Source organism: Saccharothrix sp. NBAS 001, assembly GCF_056640475.1.
Window position 1 is genome coordinate 913,605 of record NZ_CM153251.1, and the last position, 25,162, is coordinate 938,766.

Sequence of the window (25,162 nt, forward strand, 5' to 3'; positions counted from 1 at the left end):
AATGAGCGGCCACTCAAAGTGGGCGACCACCAAGCACAAGAAGGCCGCAATCGACGCCAAACGCGGCAAGCTGTTCGCGCGGCTCATCAAGAACATCGAGGTCGCCGCCCGCACGGGCGGCAGCGACCCGGACGGCAACCCGACGCTGTACGACGCCATCCAGAAGGCCCGCAAGAACTCGGTGCCCCTGGACAACATCGAACGCGCCCGCAAGCGCGGCGGCGGTGAAGAAGCCGGCGGAGCCGACTGGCAGACCATCATGTACGAGGGCTACGGCCCGAACGGCGTAGCGGTCCTGGTGGAATGCCTCACCGACAACCGCAACCGCGCGGCCTCCGAGGTCCGCACCGCGATGACCCGCAACGGCGGCAGCATGGCGGACCCGGGCTCGGTCTCGTACATGTTCACCCGCAAGGGCGTCGTGATCGTCCCGAAGGGCGAACTGTCCGAGGACGACGTCCTCACCGCCGTCCTGGACGCGGGCGCCGAAGAGGTCAACGACCTGGGCGAGAGCTACGAGGTCGTCAGCGAGGCCGGCGACATGGTCGCGGTCCGCAAGGCCCTCCAGGAAGCCGGCTACGACTACGAGAGCGCGGAAGCCAACTTCCTCCCGTCCGTCACCGTGCAACTGGAAGCCGAAGGCGCGCGGAAGACGTTCAAGCTCATCGACGCCCTGGAAGACTGCGACGACGTCCAGAACGTCTTCGCGAACTTCGACGTCTCCGACGAGGTAATGGCCGAGGTAGACGCCTGACCCTCCACCCGTGACAACAGGTGTGCGCCCAGCGCACACCCCTCGCCCCGCGTCGTGTCATCCCCGTGTGGCCTGCGCGCAGCGAACCGCGCTTGAGTAGGGAGTGCAAGCACGCCCTTCGCTTGCACTCCCTACTCAAGGGTGGTTGTCTCAGACCAGGCCACACGGGGATGACACGACGCCGCTTTTCCGTCATCCTCGGCGGCCAGCCCGTCCGGCGAGGACGCCTTTCAGCCCTTCCGCACCCTCACTGCACTCTCACTCCACCCGACCGCCCACTTCGCCCACTCCACCCGATCGCCCCTTTCACCCACCTCACGCGATGAACCGCGTATCCGGGTAACACGGCGACCCGCTGTCGAACAACCGCCGATCCCGCCCTTTCAGGTGCAGGTCGAAGAACGCCGAGAAGTACTCGTGCTGGGCCCGCAACGACCGCCCCGAATCGATCGTGCCCACCGCCGCCGCCCTCTTCTCCGGCGAGAACCACCGCGCCAACTGCGGCACCACGGCCTGGAAATCGGTGAAGCTGCTGTGCGCGGCCCCGTCGAAGTGCAGGTCCCGCTTCCACCCGCGCTGGTTGCCCCAGAACTGGTTCCACGTCGGGTCGAACGACGTGTCCACGTGGCTGTGCTCGACCTCCTGCCCGTTGGCCGGGTTCACCAGGTCGGCCCCCACCAGCATGAACGGCCGGTCCAGCCCGTACTTGGTCACCTCACCGGGCGCACCGACACCACCGATGCCCATGCCGCCGTCGAGGTTGATCCCCGCGTCGATCCGGCGGTCGTAGTACATCGCCTCGCCCGCCGCGAAACCCCCGTACGAGTGCCCGTACATCCCGACCTTCGACAGGTCGAGCGCTCCCACCAACCCGCGCGGCAACGGGTCCCGCTCGGCGTCCGGGTTCTCCCCGCGATCCAACCGGGTCAACTCGTCCAGCACGAACCGCGAATCCGAGACCCGGACGTCCAACGCGGTCTTGAACGACACCGGGTCAGTGCCCGCGCTGCCCCGGACGAACCTCCCGCCCGGGAACTCCACCCACGACGCCTCGTGCGTGTGGGCGATCGAGACCACGACGTAGCCGTGGCCGGCCAGATCGTCCGTCAACGTCGCCGTCAACTCTTTCGAACTGCCGTAGCCGTGCGAGAACAGCACCACCGGCCACCCACCCCGAGTGCGGTCCACCGCCGGCGAAACCCTGGCGTGACGCCTGGTAGCGGCCCAGTCGACCGCACCCGCCGGCAGGTCCGGGTCCGCGATGTCGGCGGCGAACCGCTGGGCGTACCCCGGCGACATCCAGGCAGCGCGCTCGCCGCCGCGCTGAGCCGGGTACGTCACGCTGACCATCAACTCGCGCTTGTCCTCGGGCCGCCACGGATCCTGCCCGGACCCCACCAGGTGCAGATCGGTAGTCCCGACCTGGTACCGCCCGCTCAACGCCGGCAGGGCGATCCGCGCCCCGGCGGCCTGCGCCGGGACGGCCACCAGCGTCGTGGCCGCAGCCACTCCGACGGCCAGCGCCAGCGTGCGTTTGCGCAGTGTCAACACCATGCGTAGTCCCCTCTTGTCAGACTGCGCCATGCTGACAGGGACTTTCCAACGCGCGCGTCAACCTGCCGACTGAGACGGGCTACCGCCCAACGACGGAAAAACCCACGACCAAAGCAACTGGCGACCCTGACCCCCACTCGCAGCCCTGGCAACACCACCCGTCCGGCCACCCCTGCCACCCCCGCCGGCCACCCGCTCCGGCACCCGCTCCACCGCGTGCACAATGGTGGACGTGTCGAGTCCCGCCTTGAACCCCCAGGAAGCGAACCTCCGAGACTGGCTGTTCGACCAAGCCGAACGCCACGGCCACGCCGTCGTCACCGTCCCGGCCGACGCCGAAGGCGCGCAGTACGCGTTCTCCGTGGGAGCCTGGCGCAGGTTCGGCGTGGCCGAGGCGGTGGTGATCGGGCTGCCGCCCGAGATGGCCGAAATGCTGATCCGCATGTACGTCAACCGCGCCAGCCAGGGGGAGCGGTTCATCCCCGGCAAGCTCTACCACGACTTCTTCGACGGGACCCCGGTCACGTTCGAACGCGTCTTCAAGGGCTTCTACCCGGAGTTCTTCGGCAGCGCCTTCCTGCTCTACGGCAAGGGCGACTTCGCCGCCGTGCAGATGATCATCCCGACCACCGACGGCCACTGGCCGTGGCACCCGAACGCGCCCGCCGGCTTCGGCGACTGGCAGCTGGTGCTGACCGAGAGCGGCCACCCGGAGAGCTGGACCCCCGGCCACAACGGCCCCTGAACGGCCCCGGACCTCCACCGCAACCTCGGCCGGACGTGGCTCGCCCGTTCCCCCGAGTTCAACCACCCGTGCCAGGCTGACCCAGGTCCCCGCACGCCGCCGACACGAGACCACCTCACGGTGCGGACGTCGATCTCCAGGTCCGTCCCGCACCCGTCGGGCCCCGCCGCACGCCTGCGGCCGGGGCCCGACGTCGTTGTCCGGCAAACGTTGTCAGACGGTGCCCTCTCGACACCGGACAACAACCAGGGGATATCACATTCGGTGTGCGGGTCGACCGGGGGGTTCTCCGCACATCGGTAGGGGGGAGCACGTCCCGCTCCGCGCAGGCCGGGGACTCGCGGGGCGGGACGCGCACAACGGAACTTGGCAGCCGGGAGCCCCGCCCGGCGTCAAGGTACAGGTCGCGGGAGGGGCTCCCGATGGGCTCCTCCCACGACACGAACCAGCCCACCGACACCCACCACCACACCAACCGCCACCACCACACCAACACCCATGACCCACACCACCACCGACGCGAAACCGCCGCCGGCCCCGTCCGCCACATCGGACCCGTCAGTTCTGCTCCACGAACTTCTGGGCCAACGCCTGCCCCTGGGCCACGGCCTTGCCCCGGTCCTCGATCGGCGACACCTTCGAGCCCTTGAAGAACAGGTGGTGCACGGGCCCGTCCGTCCCACCGGTGCGCGGATCGGGGTCGATCCCCAGGTCCTGCGCCGTCCGGTAGTCCCACCGCGAACTCGGCCTGGGCACCACCACGTACGGCAGCGCGTCCACCACCAGCGGCTGCCCCTTCGAATCGGTGAACGCCATCTCCGGCTGGAACGACAGATCGGTGCTCTCGTTGCACCGCGTCGTGGCCTTGCCGTCGCAGTCGACGTCCAGATCGGCCTCCCACCACACCACACCGGTCTTCTCGCACACCGGCACATTCGCGGCGGTTCCCTGGCCCATCCGGTACTTCTCGCCGGAAATCTGCCTGCAACCGCTCAGCTTGGCCACCAACTGCTCAGCCGCAGGCCCGCCGGCGACCGCACTGTCAACCCCACCACCGGCTACCGCAACTGTCCCGCGCGTCACGTTTGCCCCACCCGGAACAGGCGCACCAATAGCGGTATGCGCACCACCCGGACCCGAGAGCGCCGCGCTCACCAGCACCGCGACCGCGAGCAAGCACCGACGCCGACACCCACCCCCATCCCGACGACGCCGATGACACCACCCAGGCCAACACCGTCACGGTGTCCGACCCAGCAGCGCGACCAGCCGATCCTGGTCCGGCGCGTCGTCCGCCACCGGTACCGACGGCGCGAAGATCCCGCTCCCGGCGAACTCCGGCAGGTGCTCCCGCGCGTACTCCAACAACGTCCGCGCCAGGTCCGGGTCGATCCGCTCGTCCGCCCCGATGGCCCGCGCCAGGTCCCACGCGTGCACGCCGAGGTCCAGCGTCATCTGCCACCCGTACTCCACCGACGTCGACCGGCCGACGCTCAGGTGCACCGGCCGGATCAGCGCCTTCGGCGCGATCCACGCCTCCCGGGCCGCCGCCGCGGCGAGCACCCAGGACCGGACCGGGTCCTCGCCGAGCTGGTCGCCGTCGAACCGGTCGCCCACCTGGTCGACCGTGCACCCGGCGAGCAGCTCCGGTGCCCACAGCTGCTCGTACACCAGGTGGTTGACCAGGTCGTGGACCGACCACTCCTTGCAGGGTGTGCCCAGTCCCCACTGGTCGGGGCGCACCTGGCGCACCCGCGAGTCGAACTCCGTCATCGCCTGTCCGTGAGCCTCGATCAGATCCACCACACGAGTGCACCAAAGGTTGACCCGGACCGCACCCCGAACGTGTGCTCCTGCCCGCCGATCCGCCAGTCGATTTCTTCCAGTACGACCGTACGGCGTAACGTGACCCGGCACGCCGTGGGTGACATCGTTGACACCAGGAGGAACCTTTGAGCGCCACGAGCGCGGTTTCCGCCCCGCAGAAGGGCTTCTTCGGACACCCCCGAGGACTGTCCACGCTGTTCTTCGCCGAGCTGTGGGAGCGCTTCTCCTACTACGGCATGAAGGCGATCCTCGCCTACTACCTCTACCGCTCCACGGCGGAAGGCGCTCTGGGCCTGGACAAGAGCTTCGCGCTCTCCCTGGTCGCCATCTACGGCTCGGCCGTCTACATGTCCGGCGTCGCGGGCGGCTGGCTGGCCGACCGGGTGCTGGGCGGGCAGCGGTCGGTCTTCTACGGCGGATTCCTCATCATGCTGGGCCACATCGCGCTGGCCCTGCCGATCGGCGTGGCCGGCGTCTACCTGGGCCTGATCCTGATCGTGCTGGGCACCGGTCTGCTCAAGCCGAACATCTCCACCGTCGTCGGCGGCCTGTACGCGGCGGACGACTCGCGCCGCGACGCCGGTTTCACGATCTTCTACATGGGCATCAACCTCGGCGGTTTCATCGCGCCGCTGGTGTGCGGCACGCTCGGCGAGAAGGTCGACTGGCACCTGGGCTTCGGCGCGGCGGCCGTGGGCATGGCGCTCGGCCTGGTCGCCTACCGGTTCGGCCGGCGCAACCTGGGCGACTCGGCCGCGGTGCCGCCGAACCCGCTGCCCGCCGAGGACCGCGTCCGGGTGCTGGCCCGGATCGCCGGCATCGCGGTGCTGCTCGTCGCCGTGGTCGTCGTGCTCGTGCTGACCGGGGTGCTCGGCGGCGAGGGCGTGATCAACCTGATCAGCGTCGTGTCCGTGGTGCTGCCCATCGGCTACTTCGTGGTGATGATGCGCAGCCCGAAGACGACCAAGGTGGAGCGCTCGCGGCTGACCGCCTACATCCCGCTGTTCATCGCGGCGGCCATGTTCTGGCTGCTGTTCGAGCAGAGCGCGACGGTGATCGCGGCGTTCGCGGACACCAGGCTGGACCGCAACTTCCTCGGCCTGGAGATCCCGCCGTCGTTCATCCAGTCGATCAACCCGGTGATGATCATCCTGTTCGCGCCGCTGTTCGCCCTGCTGTGGGTGAAGCTCGGCAACCGCCAGCCGTCGACCCCGCGCAAGTTCGCGGTCTCGCTGCTGCTGGTCGGCGTGTCCTACGTGCTGATGATGATCGCCAGCTCCGGTGACCCGTCGGTGCGCGCGAACTTCCTGTGGATCATCCTCATGTACGCCGTGATGACCTCCGGCGAACTGCTGCTGTCCCCGGTGGGCCTGTCGGCGACCACGAAGCTCGCGCCGCGCGCGTTCGCGTCGCAGACGATGGGCCTGTGGTTCCTCGCGTCCGCCGCCGGCCAGGGTGTCGGCGCGATCGTCGTCCGGTTCTACAGCGACGAGAACGCCCAGGCGTACTTCGGCGTGCTGGGCGGCGTGGCGATCGCGCTGGGCGTGCTGCTCGCCTTGGGCACCAACAGCATCCGGAAGCTGATGCACGGGGTCAACTGACCCGGGCGGGGGTGGCTCGCCCGCCCCCGCTTCGCGTTCGAGTAGTCGGCAAGTCACGTTCTGTCCGCTTTATCCCGGCGGGTGAACGCGGTTTACGGCCGACGGACCAAGGACAATCCGCACTGGTGCGGAAAAGGGAAGCGCGGGCGACCCGCCGCGGCGGCGGTGCGGCGGGTCGGACCCGCGCGGTTTCCAGGATGCACCACATTCCTGTGGTTCAGCTGATGATTTCCACGATCGGGCGGTGTTTTGTCGTGCCGGTGCCGACCGGGAACCGCTCCGGCCCCCGGATCACCCGTGACGGACGGCGGCGGATCCGTCCCGCCGCGCGCAGATCCGGGAACCGCCGGAACAGCCCGCGCAGTGCCGCCGCCCCTTCCATCCGGGCCAGGTTCGCGCCCAGGCAGTAGTGGATCCCGGCGGAGAAAGCCAGGTGTTCACGACCATCCGGACGTCCCGGTCGGAACCGGTGCGGATCGGTGAACACCGAGGGATCGCGGTTCGCCCCGGCGAGCAGCAACATGATCGGCGTGCCCTTCGGGACCCACGTGCCGGCGACCTGCGTGGTCTTGAACGGCGCGCGGACCGTGTACTGCACGGGCGGGTCGAACCTCAGCACCTCCTCGACGACCGCCTCCGCGTACTCCCGCTCCTCCAGCAGGCGTTCGCGCACTTCGGGGTGGGCGAGCACCGCCAGCACCGAGTTGCCGATCAGGTTCACGGTCGTCTCGAACCCGGCCACCAGCAGCAGTTCCGTGGTCGCGATCAAGTCCTCGCGGGCCAGGTCGTCATTCGCGACCAGCCGGCTCACCACGTCGTCGCCGGGGTGCCGGCGGCGGTGCTCGACCAGGTCGTCCAGGAACGCCTCGAACTCGCGCAGACCCTCTTGCAGCGCCCGCAGTTCCTTCAGGTCCCGGACCCCGTCCAGCGCGTTGACCAGCGCACCGCCCCAGCGGGCGAACGCCGCGTGGTCCGCGTCGGGCACGCCCAGCAGGTCCGCGATCACCTGGATCGGGACCCGCGCGGCGAAATCGCGGACCAGGTCGAACGTCGGCCGCCCGGCCACCTCGTCCAGGTACTCCTCGACCACCCGCTCCACCGTCGTCACCTGGTCGCGCAACCCGCGCGGCGTGAACCACGGGGACACCAGCCGCCGCAGCCGGGTGTGGTCCGGCGGGCTGAGCACCAGGAACGATTCCTCGACCGGGTTCACCAGTCGGCGCGTCCCGATGTAGGACACCGAGTCGACCGGCGACAACTCGCCCGCCGGCAGCGGGCCGAAACCGGGATCTCGGAGCAGCGAGTCGCACAGCTCGTGCGATGCGGTGAGGTACAAACCCATTTTGCTCTTCACCACCGGGCCGCGTTCCCGGACGGATTCGTACACGGGATACGGATCCTTCGCCGGGCTCATCCCGAACAGTCGCGCCGCCGGATCGCCGAGCAGCGCTTGGCCGCGGACGATCGTGCGACCGAGGAACAGCAACGCAGCGTTCTTCACCACAGACGGCATGCCCCCACGTTGCCTTCGCGACCGAAAAGTCTCAAGGCCGCGCCTTTCCGACCCCCTCGACCCACTCACCCCTCGACCCACTCACCCCTCGACCCACTCACCCCTCGACCCACTCACCCCTCGACCCACTCACCCCGAACCCCTAACCCCGGCTCCGCACATCCACCCGAACGTCAGAGCCGAACCGGCAACGAGACGAGCCGCCACGTGCCGGGATCCGGCGAGTGCTCCAGCTCGCCCGCGAGCGCCAAATCGGGGAACCGGCTCAGCAGCGCGGTCAGCGCCTCCTCCGTCTGCGCCCGCGCGAAACCCGCCCCCAGGCAGAAGTGCGGCCCGAACGAGTAGGCCACGTGCCCGCCCCCGGTCCGCGTCAAGTCCAACCGGTCCGGCTCGGTGAACACGCGCGGGTCGCGGTTCGCCGCCACCAAAGCCGCGATCACCGCCTCGCCCTCCCGGACCACGACGTCGCCGAACGCCACGTCCTCGGTCGCGTACCTCGGCGCGGCGAGCAGCTGCGGCGTGCTCCACCGGGTCAGCTCCTCGACCGCGCGCGGCACCAGCGACAGGTCGGCGCGCAGCACGGCCAGCTGCTCGGGATGCGTGAGCAGGGTTTCCACCGAGTTCGCGATCAGGTTGGTCGGCGTCTGGCCGGCCAGCACCAGGTGCCACACCAGCGTCACCAACTCGGCCTCGGTGAACCGCTCGGGGGTGTCCAGCAACGTGGAGACGAGATCGTCGCCGGGTTCGGCGGCGCACCGCGCCACGACGGCCTGCGCGCCCGCGACGACCTGCGGGATGGCGTCCAGGAACGCCGGCCCGTACCCGCCCGCCACCGCCGCGCCCCACTCCCTCCACTGTGGACGGTCGCCGTCCGGGACGCCGACCAGTTCGCAGATCACGTCCATCGGCAGCGGCCGGGCGAACTCGGCCAGCAGGTCGACCTCGCCGCCGGGCAGCGCGTCCAGCAGGGCGTCTGCGGCCCGCCGCATCCTCGGCCGGAACTCCTCGGCGCGCCGGGCGGTGAACGCGGGCGCGGCGAGCCGGCGCAGCCGGGTGTGCTCGGGGCCCTCCACCTCGCTCATCGTGCGCAGGTAGGGCAGGCAGTGCTCGGGGATCCCGGGCGGGCGCAGGAACGAACCCGCGTTGAGCTCGAACCTCGGGTCGCCGAGCACCGCCCGCACGTCCTCGTGCCGGGTGGCCACCCACGGCGAGCCCAGGCCGGGCACGCGGAGCCGGGCGAGCCGGCCCTTCTCGCGGGCCTCGCCGTAGGCCGTGAACGGGTCGAACAGGACGGCGGGATCGGTGGGGTCGATCTCGGGAACAGTCATCGGACACTCCAGATGTTCACATCAGATGTTCTCATCATCTGAGTGCGGACGTTATCGTGGATCACGGCGAAGCGGCAAGGCGCGTGCACTCGTCGGCACCAGGCAGCAGCGGCGGGGAGGTCCACCGATGGCCCGCGTGAGCAGGGCGGAGACCCAGGAGCGCAACCGGGCGAAAGTGCTCGCCGCGGCCCGTGAGGAGTTCGCCGAACGCGGGTTCCGGGACGCCAAGGTCGACGCGATCGCCGAGCGGGTCGGCTTGACCAGGGGAGCGGTCTACTCGAACTTCCCCGGCAAGCGCGCGCTGTACTTCGCCGTCCTGGCCGACGCCGCCGAACACGCCTTCCCGCCCGGCCCGGGCTCCTACGCCGACCCCGGCCCGGACGGCGGTGCCTTCGCGCACCGCGCGTCGGCCGGGACTTCCGGCGGTCACCCGTCAGTGCACACCCGGGTCGGGCTCGGCGCGGCGCTGGGCGCGTTCGCGCTGGCGTGGGTGCGCCCCCTCGCCGACGACCGGCTGGGCCGCGACCTCGGGCCGGAGCTGCTCGCCGAGGACGTCCGCCACCCCTACACCCAACTGCTCAAGCTCGACGCGCTGCTGCTCAGCCTCGCCCTGGAACGCCTGCGCCCCACCGGCCCCGGCCCCGGCGGCGTGCCCGCGCGCCGCGCCCGCCAGGCCGAGATCGTGCTGGGTGCCCTGCACGGCGCGAACCAGCTGGCCGCCACCGCGCCCGGTTTCCTCCAGCCTTACGACGTGGTCGTGGCGTGCGAGCACCTGGCCGGCCTGGACCTGGACGACTGGTGGTCGACCCCGCCCGCCGGCCCGCCGGTCCGCCCGGTCGAGGAGCCGTGGACCCCGCCGCCCGCCACCGACCTCGTGCGCGGCGAGCCGCTCCCGCGCCGCGACGGCGTGATCGCGGTGCTGGGCCTGAACCGGCTGGCCGCGGCCGAGGAGTCGGTGCGGCGCGGCGAACCGACCACGGTCGTGCTCGCGACCAGCGCACCCCACGAACTCGGACCGCTCGCCCGGCTCGCCGTGGCCCAGGTCTGCGGCCCGCTGCGGCAGGCGTTCCCGGCCGAGGCGTGGCCGGACGTCCGGGTGGTGTGCGACGAGTCCGGCTCGTTCGCGAAGTCCCTCGGCGTACCGGCGGTCAGCGACGAGACCGAAACCGCGTTCCGGGTGCGCGACAATCGGATCCTCCGCCGCGCCGACGGCTTCGCCGCCTGTCACGCCGTGGCCGCCTCCCGACCGTGAGGCAACTCGTGTTGCGTTAAGTCGGGTTAACGCAACACGTGTTGCGACAAGCCGCAACGTCCACCTGCTTATCGCGACACGTGTTGCGACAAGCCCCACCCCTTGCCCACTTATCGCAACACGTGTTGCGGTAAGCGAATCCAGCGCGACACGTACTGCGTCAGCGGGTGGCGCGGGTCGGGGTAGAGGTGCGGGACGGCGTGCGGCTCGCCGGCACTGTGCGGGACGCCGGCACCGTGCGGGACGTCGACTCGGCCGGGCGGCGTGGTGGCTCGAACAGGCGGCGGAAGTCCTCGGGGATCGGCGTGCTGCGCAGTTCCGGCGTCCCGAACGACACGTACCGGTTCCAGCCCGTCGCGACCGGCGTGCCGTCCACGTCCGCGTCGAACCCCATCGTCAACGTCGTGGTGCCGAGCGTGCGCACCCGGACGTTGATCCGGATCAGGTCGTCGAACCGCGCCGGGCTCAGGTACCGGATCGACGTCTCCGCCATCACGAAGTCGACGCCGTGCTTCTCCAGCTCCTTGTACGAGCCGAGCAGCGAGCGCAGCGTCTCCACCATCGCGGCTTCGAAGAACACCGGGTACCGGGACGCGTGCACGATCCCCTGGCGGTCGCAGTCGACCGGGCGCACCCGCACCCGGTGCACGTGGGCAGGTCGCGGGTCAGCCATGTCGGTGATCCTATGGGGTCACCCGACCGGGATTCGACTGACTCGCCGTGACCGACCCGAGTGCCTGCGTGACCGGCCGCACCGCCGTCACCAGCAAGATCATCGACGGGGTCGGCCGGCCGGCGGCTCGTCAGGCGGTGCGGCGGTGCCGGCGGACCGACTCCTCGACCAGGTCCAGCACGGGCTCCAGGTCGTCGGCCGGCAGGCCCATCGCCAGGTGCGACACCAGCCCCTCCAGCACCAGTTCCAGGAACGACGTGAGCACGTCCACGTCGACGTCGTCGCGCAGGTTCCCGGCGTCGCGCTGGCGCAGCAGCCGCTGCCGGGTGGCGTCGGTGAGCTGTCGGGACCGCTCGGCCCACCGGCTGCGGAACTCGGGGTCGGTGCGCAGCCGCCGCGACACCTCCAGCCGGGTGCCCAGCCAGTCGGCGGGGTGCTCGGCGTCCGGCTCGGGGGTGGCCAGCAGGTCGCGCATCACCTGCACGAGACCCTGCTGGGCGACGACGTCGGCCATCCGGAGCGCGTCGTCCTCGGCGAGTGCGAGGAACAACGACTCCTTGTCGCGGAAGTGGTGGAAGATCGCTCCCCGGGACAGTCCGGTGGCTTCTTCCAAACGGCGTACGGTGGCACCCTCGTAGCCGTAACGTGCGAAACACGCGCGGGCGCCGTCCAGGATCTGGCGGCGGCGGGCATCGAGGTGGTCCTGGCTGACCCTGGGCACCTGTCGATGTTGCCAGTCGGGGCCCCGGAAATCCAATCAGTACGTACGGATTGATGGATTCCACTTTGGAGTGATCTTGGGTCCGCCGGCTCGAACCGGGCGGACCGGCGAACTACGGTGGCGCACCGTGAAGGACATCCGGCTGGGCCTGCTCCCGCAGGTGGGCGACGTGCGGCGGGGCATCGACCTGATCGACCTGGTTCGGCTCGCGCACTACGACCACGTCGACCCGGACGGTCCGGACGCGCTGCGCGCGGCCGAGCGCCGGGCGACCGCGATCGTGGCGTTCGACACGTTGGCCGTGCCGGCGCTGCTCCAGACACCGGCGTACGCGCTGGTCCAGGGCACGGACCCGGAGCGGCGCGAGGTGCTGCGCCGGCACCTGCCGCCCGCGTGCGAGTTCTTCGTCCACGAGACCGCCCTGCACGCGTGGGCGGGCGACCCGGCGGTGCTGGCCGAGCAGCTGCACGCGCTCGCGGCCTCGAACGCCCGGCTGGTGCCGTTCACGGCCGGCGCGCGGCCGGAGTTGCGGCACTCGTTCACCCTGCTCGGGTTCGCGGTGGGCGGCCCGGCGGTGCACGTGGAGTCGCTGTTCGAGCGGCACGACGTGGTGGCGCGCTACCAGGCGGCGGCGGACGTGCTGCGGGAGTGCGCGTTGGAGCCGGAGGAGTCGCGACGGGCGTTCGTCCACGCCGCGGAGGGCCTGGTCCGGGAGTCGAACCTGGGTTGAGGCGGCCTTGACAGTCGTCGGGAGCGGTGGTGTGATCCAAACAGTTAGGAAAGTTTCCTTTCTAATGCTGCACCCCCGCCGCCCGTGTGACCCCTGACGACGTGGGAGGCACCCCGTGGCACCGAGATCCCTGTCCGCCGCGCTCGCGGCCGCAACCGCGTTCGCCCTGCTCTCCGCACCAGATACGGCCTTTGCCGCGCAGGGCAACCACTCCGCAGCGCAAAGCAACCACGCCACCGCGCAAAACGATCACTCTGCCGCGCAAAGCAACTACGCCACCGCGCACAACGACCATGCCACCGCGCAAAGCAACCACACGACCGGGCACGCCGAATCCGCTGCCACGCCCGAGGGCGTGCGGGTCGATCGGGGTGCCGGTGTCACCGCCGTCCGGTACGAAGCCGAGTCGGCCGTGCTGGACCAGGCGAAGACCGGGACCGGCCACACCGGCTACTCGGGCACCGGCTTCGTGGACTTCGACAACCTGGTGGGCGGCTACGCCGAGTTCACCGTCACCGCCGACCGCGCGGGCCCCGCGACGCTGACCCTGCGCTACGCCAACGGCACCGCCGCCGACCGCCCGATGACCCTCGCGGTCAACGGCACGGCCGCCGGCGACCGCCCGTTCGCCGCGACGGGCGCGTGGACCACCTGGCAGTCGATCACCGCCCCGGTCGCGCTCGACGCCGGCCCGAACCGCGTGCGGCTCACCTCCTCGACCGGGGCCGGCGGCCCGAACCTCGACCACGTGGAGCTGGAGCGGGCCGCCGTCGACCACCAGGCCGAGTCGGCCGCGCTGCACCAGGCCGAGGTGGAGTCCAACCACGCCGGCTTCACCGGCACCGGGTTCGTCGACTACGACAACGTCGTGGGCAGCCACGTCGAGTACACCGTGACCGCCGACCGGGCCGGCCCGCACGCGCTGACCTTCCGCTACGCCAACGGAACCGACGTCGACCGCCCGCTCTCGGTCACCGTCGACGGCGGCCAGGCGACCTCGGCCGCGTTCCCCGGCACGGGCGCGTGGACGACGTGGCGCGAGGTCACCGTCACCGCCACCCTCAAGGCGGGCCGGAACAAGATCCGCGCCACCGCCACCACCGGGAACGGCGGCCCCAACGCGGACCGGCTGACCGTCGCGGCCACCGGCCCGGCCGACACCGAGCCGCCGGCCCCGCCGCCGAACCTGCGTTCCACCGGGAAGACGGCCACCAGCGTCTCCCTGGCCTGGGACGCCGCGACCGACAACGTCGGCGTGGTCGGCTACGACGTCTACCAGCACGGCGGGCTCATGGGGAGCGTGCCCGGCACGACCCTCGCCACGACGGTCGGCGGTCTCGTCCCGGACACCGAGTACGACTGGACGGTGTTCGCCCGCGACGCCGCGCCGAACGTCTCCCCGGCGAGCAACAACGTCCTCGTCCGCACCGACAAGGCCCCGCCGGACGGGGAAGCGCCCAGCGCCCCGGCCGACCTGCGTTCCACCGGGCGGACCGCGACGGCGGTCGACCTCGCGTGGACGGCGTCCACCGACAACGTCGGGGTCACCGGCTACCAGGTGTTCCGCGACGGTGCGCAGGTCGGCACCTCGGACGGCCCGTCCACCACGGTCGGCGGCCTGACCTCGGGCACCGCCTACGAGTTCACCGTCCGCGCGCACGACGCGGCGGGCAACCTCTCGCCGTTCAGCAACGAGATCACCGCGACGCCCGGCGGTTCGGGCCCGGCGGGCGTGCCCGAACCCGGCGAGGTCACCACGATCCTCGGCGGCACCGACGTGCCGTGGGGGCTGGCGTTCCTGCCGGACGGGTCGGCGCTGGTCACCGAGCGTGACACCTTCACCGTCTACCGGCTCTCCGAGTCCGGCACGCGCACCAACCTGGGCAAGGTGCCCGGCGCGCAGAGCACCAACGGCGAGGGCGGGGTGCTCGGCATCGAGGTGTCGCCGTCGTTCGCCACCGACGGGTACGTGTTCGTCTACCACACCGCCTCGGCGGGCAACCAGCTCGTGCGCGCCAAGCTCACCGGCAGCACCCTGGGCGGCTGGACGACGTTGCTGTCCGGCGTGCCCAAGAGCCGGTACCACAACGGCGGCCGGCTCCGGTTCAGCCCGGACGGCAAGCACCTGTTCGTCTCCACCGGCGACGCGCAGAACAAGGCCAACGCGCAGAACCTGAACACCAACGCGGGCAAGATCCTCCGGCTCAACCCGGACGGCTCGATCCCGGCGGACAACCCGTACCCCGGCAAGGCGGTCTGGAGCTTCGGCCACCGCAACGTGCAGGGCCTGGACTTCGACTCGCAGGGCCGGCTGTGGGCGTCGGAGTTCGGCGACTCCACGACCGACGAGGTGAACCTGATCCAGAAGGCGGGCAACTTCGGCTGGCCGGACTGCGAGGGCACCACCGGGAGCGGGTGCGCGGGCACCATCGCGCCGAAGAAGACCTGGTCGACCTCGGCCGCCTCGCCCAGCGGGCTGACGGTGGTGAACGACCACGTGTTCGTCGCCACGACGGTGGGCCGGCGGATCTACCGGATGCGGATCGACGCGTCGGCGAACCTGGTGGACCAGCAGGTGTACTTCCAGGGCACCTACGACCGGCTGCGCACGGTCGAGGTGGACCGCGACGGCGACATCTGGCTGACCACGTCGACCGACAAGGACGGCACCACGAACAACGACCGGGTGCTGCACGTCGACGTGGTCTACGCGGGAGGGTTCTCGTTGACCAGCAAAGCCTTCGCCGACAACGCGATGATCCCGGCCAAGCACACCTGCGCCGGTGACGGGACGGCCGGCCAGGACCCGTCGCCACCGTTGGCGTGGACGCCGGCGGCCGGCGCGAAGTCCTACGCGGTGGTGTTCGCCGACCGGGCGGGCAACGGGAACAAGCTGCACTGGGCGATCTGGGACATCCCGGCGTCGGCGAGGTCGTTGCCGGAGAACCTGGGCGCGGGTTTCGCGGTGCCGGGGCAGGGTGGCGCGAAGCAGAAGGCCATGGGCAGCGGCGCGAACGCGCAGAAGTACTTCGGGCCGTGCCCGGGCGGGTCGACCAACCCGTACACCTTCACGTTGTACGCCTTGAACACGGCGACCGTGCCGGGGTTGTCGTCGTCCTCGACGATGGCCCAGGTCGAGAGCGCGATCAAGAACGCGAGCACCGCCAACACCGTGCTGCGCGGCCGTTCCAACGCTTCGGCCTGATCCGAACCGGCGGGAGTGCGGCCGTCCCCCGGGGACACCGCCGCACTCCCGCCGTCGTGCGGTCCCGGCCTGCGGCGCGCACCGCCCCGGCGCGCCGACCCGTCGGTAACTTACTGTCGGTAGATTATCGATCGGGCCAACCTCGGGTCACGGTCGTCCGGTGTGTCCGGAACGATCCCGCCGACCTGCGGTGACGACAACATGTCGTTGATCCGTAAGGGTTTCGTAGGCGTGCGACTGTCGGTCCCCCCGTGTAGCGTCGAATGGACCCAAGGATGATCACGGGGAGTGTGCAAATTGACTGCATTACGCAACGCTCCGGCACCGGGGCCGACCCCGGCGGTATTCCGAGACCGTGCCGAAGCCGAGGCGTACGTCGCCTCGGTGTGTTTCAAGCACGGGCCTCCGCGGCTGCTGGGCGTCGAACTGGAATGGACCGTCCACTACCGCGAAGACCCGGCGAAACCGCTCGACGCGAGCGCGCTCGCCGCGGCCCTGGGCAAGCACGCGCCACCGACCCTCGTCCCGGACAGCCCGCAGCACCCGCTGCCCGGCGGCACGCCGCTCACCGTCGAGCCGGGCGGCCAGGTCGAGATCTCCACCCCGCCGAGCGGCTCGCTCACCGAGCTGCTCAAGACCGTCGCCGCGGACATCGACCACCTCACCGGCCTGCTGGAACCCGCGGGCCTGGTCCTCGGTCACCGCGGCGCCGACCCGTACCGCCCCCCTCGCCGCATGCTCCAGGTGCCCCGCTACGCCGCCATGGAGCACGCCTTCGCCCCCCTCGGGCCCGAGGGCATCACGATGATGTGCAGCACCGCCGGACTCCAGGTGTGCCTGGACTTCGGCCACGAGGCCGACCTGCCCGCCCGGTGGGCCGCCGTGCACGCGCTGGGTCCCGTGCTCAACGCGCTGTTCGCGAACTCGCCCGGCGTCGGCGGCCGGCGCACCGACTGGGCCAGCGCCCGGATGCGCTCCCTCTACGCCACCGACCCCGTGCGCACGCGGCCCGCCGCGGTGTGCGCGGACCCGGCGGCGGCGTGGGCGCGGCGGGTGGTGGACGCCCCGGTGATCGTGGTCCGAAGACCGGGCAACAGCTGGCTCCCGCCACGCCCCCTGACCTTCGCCGAGTGGATCGACGGGGCGTTGGAGGCGCGGCCGACGGCCGACGACCTGGACTACCACATGTCGCTCCAGTTCCCGCCGGTGCGCCCGCGCGGGTACGTGGAGGTCCGGTACCTCGACACACCGCCGGACGGGGCCTGGCTGCCGCCCGTCGTGCTGATGGCCGCCCTGTTCAGCTCCCGGTCCGTGGTGGACGCGGCGCTGGCGGCCACCGGGCCGGCGGCCGGCCGCTGGCTCGCCGCCGCGCGCTACGGCCTGTCCGACCCGGTGCTCGCCCGCGCGGCGCGCGACGTGGTCGCCCTGGGCTGCGGGGCGCTGCGCAACACCGACCTGTCGGTCGGGCAGACCGACGCGATCGCGGAGGACCTGCACCGCACGCTCGCCGAGAAGACCGCTGAGAATGCCGGAGGGGGCCGTTCATGACCAGCATCGACGAAAACACCGGTGTCGAACGCATCCGGGACCACGTCGCCGCGCAGCTCGTCCGCGCGCGGCAGCGCAGCAAGGTGCTCACCGACGCCGTGGACGACCACGACCTGGTGCGCCAGCACTCCAAGCTGATGTCCCCGCTGGTGTGGGACCTCGCCCACATCGGCAACCAGGAGGAACTCTGGCTGGTCCGCGACGTCGGCGGGCGAGAGCCGGTGCGCCAGGACATCGACGAGCTGTACGACGCGTTCAAGCACGCGCGCTCCGCGCGGCCGGAACTGCCGCTGCTCGGTCCCGCCGAGGCCCGCCGGTACGTGGGCGAGGTGCGGGACAAGGTGTTCGACGTGCTGGAGACCAGTCCGCTGGAGGGCCGCAGGCTGCTCGACGGCGGGTTCGCGTTCGGCATGATCGTGCAGCACGAGCAGCAGCACGACGAGACCATGCTGGCCACCCACCAGCTCCGCGTCGGCCCGCCCGTGCTGGACGCCCCCGCGCCGCCGCGCGGTGGACCGGTCGGGCCCGCCGAGGTGCTGGTGCCCGGCGGTCCGTTCACGATGGGCACGTCGACCGAGGCGTGGGCGCTGGACAACGAGCGCCCCGCGCACCAGGCGCGCACCGCGCCGTTCTTCATCGACACCGCGCCGGTCACCAACGGCGCGTACGAGGAGTTCGTGGAGGACGGCGGCTACCGCGACGAGCGGTGGTGGTCCGAGGCGGGCTGGGCCCACGTGCGGCAGGCGCCCCTGGTCGCCCCCCGGTTCTGGGAGCGGCAGGGCGGGCAGTGGTTGCGGACCGCGTTCGGCGTCACCGCGCCGCTCGACCCGGACCAGCCCGTCGTGCACGTCTGCTACCACGAGGCCGAGGCGTACGCGAAGTGGGCGGGCCGCCGGCTGCCGACCGAGGTGGAGTGGGAGAAGGCGGCCCGCTTCGACCCGGCGAGCGGCCGGTCCCGGCGCTACCCGTGGGGCGATGACGAACCCACCGAGGCGCACGCCAACCTGGGCCAGCGGCACCTGTCGCCGGCACCGGTCGGCGCGTACCCGGCGGGCGCGTCGCCGCTGGGCGTGCACCAGCTGATCGGCGACGTGTGGGAGTGGACCAGCTCCGACTTCCACCCCTACGGCGGGTTCGAGGTGTTCCCGTACGCCGAGTACTCGCAGGTCTTCTTCGGACCGGACTACAAGGTGCTGCGCGGCGGCTCGTTCGGCAGCGACCAGGCCGCGGTGCGCTCGACGTTCCGCAACTGGGACTACCCGATCCGGCGGCAGATCTTCGCCGGGTTCCGCTGCGCGCGCGACGCGGCGCCGGACGAACTGGGCTGACGTGTGCCGGCACCTGGGTTACCTCGGCCCCGCCGTGCCCATCGCCGCCCTGGTGCACGACCCGCCGCACTCGTTGCTGCGCCAGTCGTACGCACCTCGGGACATGCGCGGCGGCGGCACGGTGAACGTGGACGGCTACGGCGTGGGCTGGTACCCCGCGCCGGGCGGTCCCGCGCTGCGCTACCGGCGCACCGGGACGCTGTGGTCGGACGAGAACCTGGCTTCGCTGAGCCGGGTCCTCGTCTCCGGCGCGGTGCTCGCGGCGGTCCGGTCGGCCACCACCGGCATGCCGGTGGTGGAGACCGCGTGCGCCCCGTTCACCGACGGGACGTGGCTGTTCAGCCACAACGGCCGGGTCGCCGACTGGCCCGGCTCGGTCGCCGGCCTGGCGGAGTCGCTGCCGGTCGCCGACCTGCTCACGCTCGACGCGCCCACCGACTCCGCCCTGCTGTGGGCGCTGGTCCGGGCGCGCCTGGCCACCGCGCCACCGGAGGCCGCCCTGGCGTCGGTGGTGTCCGAAGTGGCCGCCGCCGCGCCCGGTTCGCGGCTGAACTTCTTGCTCACCAACGGATCCGTGCTGGTCGGCACGACCTGGACGCACGCCCTGTGGGTGCGTTCCGGCGACGGCGCGGTGACCGTTTCCTCCGAGCCGCTGGACGACGACCCGCGCTGGCGGGAAGTGCCCGACCGGCACGTCGTCACCGCCGCCACCTCCCCCGACAACGCGATCACCGTGGGCGTTCAACCGATAGGACGATGATGACCGAGCCAGTGCTGGACGTGCACCTGACCCCGGAGGACGCGGTGGTCGCGCTCCGGGCCGAGGCGAAAGCGGGCCTCACCGCGCGGCCGAAGTGGGTCTCGCCGAAGTGGTTCTACGACGCCGTGGGCAGCGACCTGTTCGAGGAGATCACCAGGCTGCCCGAGTACTACCCGACCCGCGCCGAGCGGGAGATCCTGCACGCCCGCGCGGCCGAGATCGCCGAGACCACCGGGGCGCACGCGCTGGTGGAGCTGGGCTCCGGCTCGTCGGAGAAGACCCGGCTGCTGCTCGACGCGCTGCGCGCGCACGGGACGCTGCGCGAGTTCGTGCCGCTGGACGTGTCGGCGAGCGCGCTCACCGAGGCGGCCCGGCAGATCCTGGCCGACTACCCCGGGCTGTCGGTGCACGGCGTGGTCGGCGACTTCACCGAGCACCTGGGCCTGCTGCCGGGGTCGTCGCCGCGACTGGTGGCGTTCCTCGGCGGCACCATCGGCAACCTGATCCCCGAGGAGCGCGACAAGTTCTTCGCGTCCGTCCGGGACGTGCTGGAGCCGGGGGAGTGGCTGCTGCTGGGCACCGACCTGGTGAAGGACCCCGAGGTGCTGGTGCGCGCCTACGACGACGCGCGCGGCGTCACCGCGGAGTTCAACCGCAACGTGCTGCGGGTGCTCAACCGCGAGCTGGGCGCCGACCTCGACCCGCTGGCGTTCCGGCACGTCGCCCTGTGGAACGCCGACCAGGAGTGGATCGAGATGCGGCTGCGGGCGGTCCGCGCGGTGCGGGCGCACGTGGCCGCGCTGGAGCTGGACGTCGAGTTCGCGGAGGGCGAGGAGCTGCGGACCGAAGTGTCCGCCAAGTTCCGGCGGGAGGGCGTGGCGCGGGAGCTGTCCGCCGCCGGGTTCGAACTCCACCGCTGGTGGACCGACCCGGAGGGGAGGTTCGCGCTGTCACTCGCCCGAGTCGTCGGCTGACGCAGCGTGAAGAAACCATCCGTTCTGCGGGTGTTTTACCAGCCTTGCGGGTGAGAGCCTCGCGCGACGACGCCGTGGAACATCGAACGAGGGGCGGCGTCGCAGACGTGAGGAGCGTTACCCGTGAAGCTTGGAAGCAGAGCGCTGGTCGTCGCGATGGTCCTGGGCACCGCCGTGTCCGGCCTCGTGACGACCGGCGCGGCCGTCGCCCAGGAGGCCCAGGGCGCGACGCCGGTGCAGTGGAGCAAGTGCGCCGACGACGTGCTGGCCTCGATCCCCGCCGCGCAGCGGGAACGCGTCACCTGCGCGAACCACCCCGTGCCGCTGGACCACCGCAAGCCACGCGGCGAGAAGATCACCATCGCCCTGATGAAGGCACCGGCGACCGATCAGGCCAACAAGATCGGCTCGCTGTTCATCAACCCCGGTGGTCCCGGCGGGGCCGGCCTGATCTACTCCGCGTTCGGCACGTCGTTCTTCCAGCCGGAGATCATGAAGCGGTTCGACCTGATCGGGTTCGACCCGCGCGGCGTGGGCCGCAGCGCGCCGCTGCGCTGCTTCAAGACCCAGGAGGAGGCCGACGAGGTCTTCGGCCGCATCTCCTCGGCCCCGGTCACCCGCACCGAGATCCGCGACACCATGAAGGCCACCGAGGAGTACACGGCGGCGTGCAAGCGCAACGCCGGCCCGCTGCTCCAGCACATGTCCACCGAGGACGTGGCGCGTGACCTCGACCTGCTGCGGCAGGGCGTGGGCGACAAGGCGCTGACCTACGTCGGCTTCTCCTACGGCACGCTGCTCGGCGCGACCTACGCCAACGTGTTCCCGCAGAAGTCCCGCGCCCTGGTGCTGGACGGCAACGTGGACCCGGCGCTGCGCACCGCGAACGGCGCGGAGTACGACCGGCAGCGCGCGCAGGGCTTCGAGCTGGCGCTCGACGCGTTCCTGAAGCGCTGTGACGCCGAGGGCGCGAAGTGCGCCTACAGCGACGGCGACCCGAGGGCCAAGTTCGACGAGGTCCGCGACGCGTTGCGGGCGAACCCGGTCACCCTGCCCTCCGGCGAGGTCGTCACCTACCAGGGCTACGTCAGCCGGGTCAGCGGCGACCTGTACAGCATCGCCCGGTTGAAGCCGCTGGCCGCCTGGCTGCAGGCGGTCTACGGCGCGCTGCACCCGACCGCCGCGCTGTCCGTGCAGCAGACCCCGGTGCTGGAGGCCCCGCTGGCCAACAAGAACGGCCTGGCCGACGTCAACGCGGGTGTCGTGGGCGACGCCGAGTACCTGTCCGACGACTCGTACTACGGCGTGAACTGCACCGACAAGCCGTTCCTGCGGTTGCCGGGGCTGTTCCCGGCGGTGGCCGCGAAGTGGGAGCGCGAGTCGCCCACGTTCGGCCGCCAGCAGGCCGCGTCCGACCTGCTGACCTGCCCGACGTGGCCGGTCCGCGACCCGGACCGGTGGGCCGGCCCGTGGAACAAGCGCACGCCGAACCCGGTCGTCGTGGTGGGCAACCACTACGACCCGGCGACGCAGTACAAGTTCTCGCAGCGGATGGCCCGTCAGCTCGGCAACGCGCGGCTGATCACCGTCGACGCGTTCGGGCACTGCATCCTCGGCAAGAGCGCGGGTGCGGACACCCTGGTGACCGACTACCTGGTGAACCTCAAGGCACCGGCCAACGGACAGGTCTTCCAGTCCAACGCCCAGCCGTTCTAGGTCGTCCGGGTGCGGCTGTCGAGGGCGACCGCGACAGCCGCACCCGCCACGACCAGTACACCAGCCCCACCGCGACGACGGTCGCGACGACCCGGGCCCCGTACGTGCTCGCGGTGTCGCCGATGCCCACGACCACCACGGCGCTCATCTCGTGCGTGGTCATCTCGGCGACGGTCCGCCGGTAGCCGTTCGAGGCGGCGTGCTGGAAGCGGTGCACCTCCAGCGTCGCCGTGGCCAGGCTCAATCCCAAGGCCGGCAACGGGAACCAGGTTCCGGGTCGGCGCGCGTGGAGGTCGTGCGCCGCGATCACGAGCGCTGCGGCGACCGCGGTCAGCACGGCGATCCCGACCAGCGGCCCGAACTCCCAGACCTCGCCGAGCAGGCCCACGACGACCAGCGGTACCCACTCGCGGTCCCGGGCGTACACGATCGCCGCACCCGCGCACAGCACCGCGACGACGGCGAACGCCACCCACGTCCAGTCCGGCTCCGGCTCGAACGTCCCCGGTGACGCCCACGCCACCTCCACTCCGGTGCTCACCGTCCCGGTGGGCGTCCACACCCGCCACGGCTGGTCGGTCAGCCACAGCGCGCCCTGCCACGCCACGAACACGCCCAGACCCGTTGCGAGCAAGGGGAACCACGCCCCGGGGCGGCGCGCGTGCAGGTCGTGCGCGGCCGGCAGCAGCGCCGCCGCGAACGCCACCGCGGCCGGCAGCGGCGTCCACCCGCAGACCGCCGCGACCGCGAACACCGCGTCCGCCGCCACCAGCCGCGGGTCACGCAGCCACCAGGCCGCGCCGAGCAGGACCACCACGCCCGCGAGCGACCCGTACTCCCGGATCTCGCTGAACAATCCCACCAGAACCAATGGCAGCCAGGCCACCGCGCCCCACCCCCTGAGGCGAAACACCTTGACGGCGCGCGTGCGCCCGGCTCAGCGGACCTTGCGCCGCAACGGAACCTCGGGGAACGCGTCCCGTCCGGTGCGGGTGTTGCGCCAGTCCCACCACTCGCGCGCGCCGCACACCTGGTACATCACCTCACGCGCCTCGTCGTGGGTGAGCGCCCCGTGCCGCCCGGCGCTGTCGATGCCCGCGCACTCGTGCGTGAACTCGCGGTACGCGTCGATGACGTCCACCGTGGGCTGGGAGGACACGTACGCCATCGGCACGATCGCCCGCAGCCACTCGTACGCGCCGGCCAGCAGGGTGGTCGGTTCGTCGTCGTACACCTTGGGGTCGAGGCCGGCGAGGTCGGACGCGAACTGCTGGAAATCGTGCTGGTGGGGGACGAAGAACGCGCACCGGCGGTCGCTGCGCTGCCGGTCCAGGGCGTGGTAGAGCGCCATCCCCATCTCCAGCGGCATGTTCATCCGCGCGAAGTTGTCTGGTCCCTCGCCGCGCGCCCGCGAGAGGTCGTGCAGCGAGTAGTGGCAGTTCCGGATCGCCTCGAAGATCATCTCCAGGCGCAGCTGGTCCGGTGAGGACAGGTCCCGGGCGCTCACCGGCAGCAGGCCCGCGGCGACCACCGCGAAGCCCAGCGCGTCGGCGTGCCGGCGGAAGTCCTCGTCGTACGGGTGGTTGAGGAACACCTGGTACGGCGCGTAGGCGGCGATGTCGCGGCGCATCAGCGAGCCGCCCCGGTGCGGATCGCGAGCCCGCGCACCAACTGCCGCAGGGCGCGCCGGTACTCGGTCTCGTCGGTCCACCGGGTGAAGTCGACCGGCTGCCGGTCGCCGAGGAGGTCGGCGTCCCAGCCGTGCCGCGCGTCCGCGTCCACCAGCACCGGGACCAGCGGGCGCGGCACCGGGCCGGCGGTGGCCCGGGCGACCTCGCGCCGGACCCACGGGCTGCGCGCGGCGTCGTGGCTCAGCACCACCAGGACGGCCTCGGCGCGGTCGACGGCGGCCATGATCTCCCGGGAGAAGTCCGCGCCCGGCCGGGTGTTCCAGGTGTCGGTCCAGGTGGCGAACCCGGCGTCCTCCAGGTCGCCGCGCAGCCGCCGGACGAACGGGGTGTCGGCCGGCGCGTAGCTGATGAAGCACTCCGGCAGGGTCTCCACCGGGTGGCCGAGCACCGACCTCGCCAGCCGGACCGCCTCCAGCGGCTCGCCCGACCACGGCTGGACCGCGATCCCCAGGTTCGCCAGCAGCGCGACCGGTCCCGTCGACACCGCCAGCGCCCGGCGGCCCAGCCGGCCGAACGCGTAGCCGACGCCGAACGACTCGGGGGGCGTCAGCGGTCCGCCGTCGTGCAGGATCAGCGCCGACTCCGCGTCGTCCACGAACGACCGCACGCCCGGGTCCGCCACCGGCCGCGCCGGCACGCCGAGTTCGGCGGCCACCGACTCGGCCCGTTCCCGCGCGCCGCCGCAGTGCAGCACCGACAGCGCCCGGCGGGCCCGGCCCCCGCTCCGGTCCACGAGCGCGTCGAGCGCCGCGGGCAGCTGGAGGGCCAGGTCCCGCGCGGAGCGCAGCACGGTCGTGGTCGCGGTCGCCGCCACGAAGTCCCGGAACGCCCGCTGCCTGCGGTCGGACCCTGGGTCGTCGGGCGGCAGGTCGTCGGGCAGCAGGTACACCAGCCGGGGCACGCCGACCTCGACGGCCGTGCGGTACTCGAACTCCGCGTAGGACAGCGGAACGTCGGCCAGTTCGGGCCCGTACGCGGTGCCCAGCACGCCCACGTACGCGGCGCTGTCCCGGATCAGCCGCCGGCACTGCTCGGTCGGGGACAGGTCCGAGGACGCCTCGGTTTCCAGTGCCACGCCGCCGGAGTCGGCGATGGCCGCCCGCGCGGCTTCGACCAGGCCCGAGGACGCCAACCCCGAGGAGTAGCTGAGGAACACGCCTGACGGTGCCACCGCGCCATGTTAGTGGTCCGCCGCACGACCGCAGCACGCAAAAAGGCCGCCCACCGGAGTGGACGGCCCTT

At 71.7% G+C, this 25,162-nt stretch carries 21 protein-coding genes; 11 read left to right on the forward strand and 10 right to left on the reverse strand.

The window, feature by feature from the left end; genetic code table 11:
• Nucleotide 1: 1 nt before the first annotated feature.
• On the forward strand, nucleotides 2–754 hold the full coding sequence (locus tag AC0HI0_RS04070) for a YebC/PmpR family DNA-binding transcriptional regulator (RefSeq protein ID WP_480930884.1): 753 nt from the start codon (nucleotides 2–4) through the stop codon (nucleotides 752–754).
• A gap of 315 nt (nucleotides 755–1,069) precedes the next feature.
• Here AC0HI0_RS04070 and AC0HI0_RS04075 read toward each other — a convergent pair whose 3' ends face one another.
• Nucleotides 1,070–2,308 (reverse strand): alpha/beta hydrolase family protein, encoded by a 1,239-nt coding sequence (locus tag AC0HI0_RS04075; RefSeq protein WP_480930885.1) that lies wholly within the window; start codon nucleotides 2,306–2,308, stop codon nucleotides 1,070–1,072.
• A 223-nt stretch (nucleotides 2,309–2,531) separates the two neighbouring features.
• Between AC0HI0_RS04075 and AC0HI0_RS04080 the strand changes: the two genes are divergently transcribed.
• On the forward strand, nucleotides 2,532–3,053 hold the full coding sequence (locus tag AC0HI0_RS04080; protein ID WP_480930886.1) for a DUF4262 domain-containing protein: 522 nt from the start codon (nucleotides 2,532–2,534) through the stop codon (nucleotides 3,051–3,053).
• 558 nt (nucleotides 3,054–3,611) lie between these two features.
• Here the strand turns inward: AC0HI0_RS04080 and AC0HI0_RS04085 are convergent.
• Together AC0HI0_RS04085 and AC0HI0_RS04090 are read right to left on the reverse strand one after the other, a co-directional pair.
• Nucleotides 3,612–4,010, reverse strand: a complete 399-nt coding sequence (locus tag AC0HI0_RS04085) for a hypothetical protein (protein WP_480930887.1) — start codon at nucleotides 4,008–4,010, stop codon at nucleotides 3,612–3,614.
• A 282-nt stretch (nucleotides 4,011–4,292) separates the two neighbouring features.
• Entirely contained in the window at nucleotides 4,293–4,826 is a 534-nt protein-coding gene (locus AC0HI0_RS04090; RefSeq protein WP_480930888.1) for a TIGR03086 family metal-binding protein, read from the reverse strand.
• 179 nt (nucleotides 4,827–5,005) lie between these two features.
• On the opposite strand from AC0HI0_RS04090, the gene AC0HI0_RS04095 reads away from it, so the two are divergent.
• Nucleotides 5,006–6,481 (forward strand): peptide MFS transporter, encoded by a 1,476-nt coding sequence (locus AC0HI0_RS04095; protein WP_480930889.1) that lies wholly within the window; start codon nucleotides 5,006–5,008, stop codon nucleotides 6,479–6,481.
• Between the two features lie 217 nt (nucleotides 6,482–6,698).
• On the opposite strand, the gene AC0HI0_RS04100 is transcribed toward AC0HI0_RS04095, so the two are convergent.
• Nucleotides 6,699–7,994: a cytochrome P450 gene (locus AC0HI0_RS04100; protein WP_480930890.1), complete on the reverse strand. Its 1,296-nt coding sequence runs from the start codon at nucleotides 7,992–7,994 to the stop codon at nucleotides 6,699–6,701.
• 173 nt (nucleotides 7,995–8,167) lie between these two features.
• Nucleotides 8,168–9,322 carry a cytochrome P450 family protein gene (locus AC0HI0_RS04105; protein WP_480930891.1) on the reverse strand — a complete coding sequence of 385 codons (1,155 nt, stop codon included), beginning with the start codon at nucleotides 9,320–9,322 and terminating at the stop codon, nucleotides 8,168–8,170.
• A 127-nt stretch (nucleotides 9,323–9,449) separates the two neighbouring features.
• Between AC0HI0_RS04105 and AC0HI0_RS04110 the strand changes: the two genes are divergently transcribed.
• Complete coding sequence (locus AC0HI0_RS04110; RefSeq protein WP_480930892.1) at nucleotides 9,450–10,574, forward strand: TetR/AcrR family transcriptional regulator; 1,125 nt, start codon at nucleotides 9,450–9,452, stop codon at nucleotides 10,572–10,574.
• 160 nt (nucleotides 10,575–10,734) lie between these two features.
• Here the strand turns inward: AC0HI0_RS04110 and AC0HI0_RS04115 are convergent, their stop codons facing one another.
• Nucleotides 10,735–11,247, reverse strand: coding sequence for an acyl-CoA thioesterase (locus AC0HI0_RS04115; protein WP_480930893.1), 513 nt, complete (start codon nucleotides 11,245–11,247; stop codon nucleotides 10,735–10,737).
• Nucleotides 11,248–11,377: 130 nt separating this feature from the next.
• A complete protein-coding gene (locus AC0HI0_RS04120; protein WP_480930894.1) occupies nucleotides 11,378–11,968 on the reverse strand; it encodes a TetR/AcrR family transcriptional regulator in 591 nt (196 codons plus the stop codon).
• A 127-nt stretch (nucleotides 11,969–12,095) separates the two neighbouring features.
• Here AC0HI0_RS04120 and AC0HI0_RS04125 point away from each other — a divergent pair, with 127 nt between their 5' ends.
• The 7 genes from AC0HI0_RS04125 to AC0HI0_RS04155 all read left to right on the forward strand — a co-directional run bounded on the left by AC0HI0_RS04125 (nucleotide 12,096) and on the right by AC0HI0_RS04155 (nucleotide 22,229).
• A complete protein-coding gene (locus AC0HI0_RS04125; RefSeq protein ID WP_480930895.1) occupies nucleotides 12,096–12,698 on the forward strand; it encodes a DUF5753 domain-containing protein in 603 nt (200 codons plus the stop codon).
• Between the two features lie 115 nt (nucleotides 12,699–12,813).
• On the forward strand, nucleotides 12,814–15,903 hold the full coding sequence (locus tag AC0HI0_RS04130) for a PQQ-dependent sugar dehydrogenase (RefSeq protein WP_480930896.1): 3,090 nt from the start codon (nucleotides 12,814–12,816) through the stop codon (nucleotides 15,901–15,903).
• A gap of 288 nt (nucleotides 15,904–16,191) precedes the next feature.
• A complete protein-coding gene (locus AC0HI0_RS04135; RefSeq protein WP_480930897.1) occupies nucleotides 16,192–17,451 on the forward strand; it encodes a glutamate-cysteine ligase family protein in 1,260 nt (419 codons plus the stop codon).
• Nucleotides 17,448–18,779 carry an ergothioneine biosynthesis protein EgtB gene (gene egtB, locus AC0HI0_RS04140; protein WP_480930898.1) on the forward strand — a complete coding sequence of 444 codons (1,332 nt, stop codon included), beginning with the start codon at nucleotides 17,448–17,450 and terminating at the stop codon, nucleotides 18,777–18,779. Before AC0HI0_RS04135 ends, egtB begins: the two co-directional genes overlap by 4 nt.
• A gap of 1 nt (nucleotide 18,780) precedes the next feature.
• A complete protein-coding gene (gene egtC / locus AC0HI0_RS04145; RefSeq protein WP_480930899.1) occupies nucleotides 18,781–19,539 on the forward strand; it encodes an ergothioneine biosynthesis protein EgtC in 759 nt (252 codons plus the stop codon).
• Complete coding sequence (gene egtD, locus AC0HI0_RS04150) at nucleotides 19,539–20,513, forward strand: L-histidine N(alpha)-methyltransferase (protein ID WP_480934249.1); 975 nt, start codon at nucleotides 19,539–19,541, stop codon at nucleotides 20,511–20,513. Before egtC ends, egtD begins: the two co-directional genes overlap by 1 nt.
• Before the next feature lie 156 nt (nucleotides 20,514–20,669).
• The gene (locus AC0HI0_RS04155) at nucleotides 20,670–22,229 is read left to right on the forward strand and encodes an alpha/beta hydrolase (RefSeq protein WP_480934250.1); all 1,560 of its coding nucleotides are present in this window, start codon (nucleotides 20,670–20,672) and stop codon (nucleotides 22,227–22,229) included.
• Here AC0HI0_RS04155 and AC0HI0_RS04160 read toward each other — a convergent pair.
• The 3 genes from AC0HI0_RS04160 to AC0HI0_RS04170 are packed head-to-tail and all read right to left on the reverse strand — an operon-like array spanning nucleotide 22,177 to nucleotide 25,091.
• Complete coding sequence (locus AC0HI0_RS04160) at nucleotides 22,177–23,115, reverse strand: hypothetical protein (RefSeq protein ID WP_480930900.1); 939 nt, start codon at nucleotides 23,113–23,115, stop codon at nucleotides 22,177–22,179. The two genes, AC0HI0_RS04155 and AC0HI0_RS04160, sit on opposite strands and share 53 nt — an antisense overlap.
• Before the next feature lie 51 nt (nucleotides 23,116–23,166).
• Complete coding sequence (locus AC0HI0_RS04165; RefSeq protein WP_480930901.1) at nucleotides 23,167–23,859, reverse strand: hypothetical protein; 693 nt, start codon at nucleotides 23,857–23,859, stop codon at nucleotides 23,167–23,169.
• Nucleotides 23,859–25,091, reverse strand: coding sequence for a toll/interleukin-1 receptor domain-containing protein (locus AC0HI0_RS04170; protein WP_480930902.1), 1,233 nt, complete (start codon nucleotides 25,089–25,091; stop codon nucleotides 23,859–23,861). Before AC0HI0_RS04170 ends, AC0HI0_RS04165 begins: the two co-directional genes overlap by 1 nt.
• Between the last annotated feature and the right edge of the window lie 71 nt (nucleotides 25,092–25,162).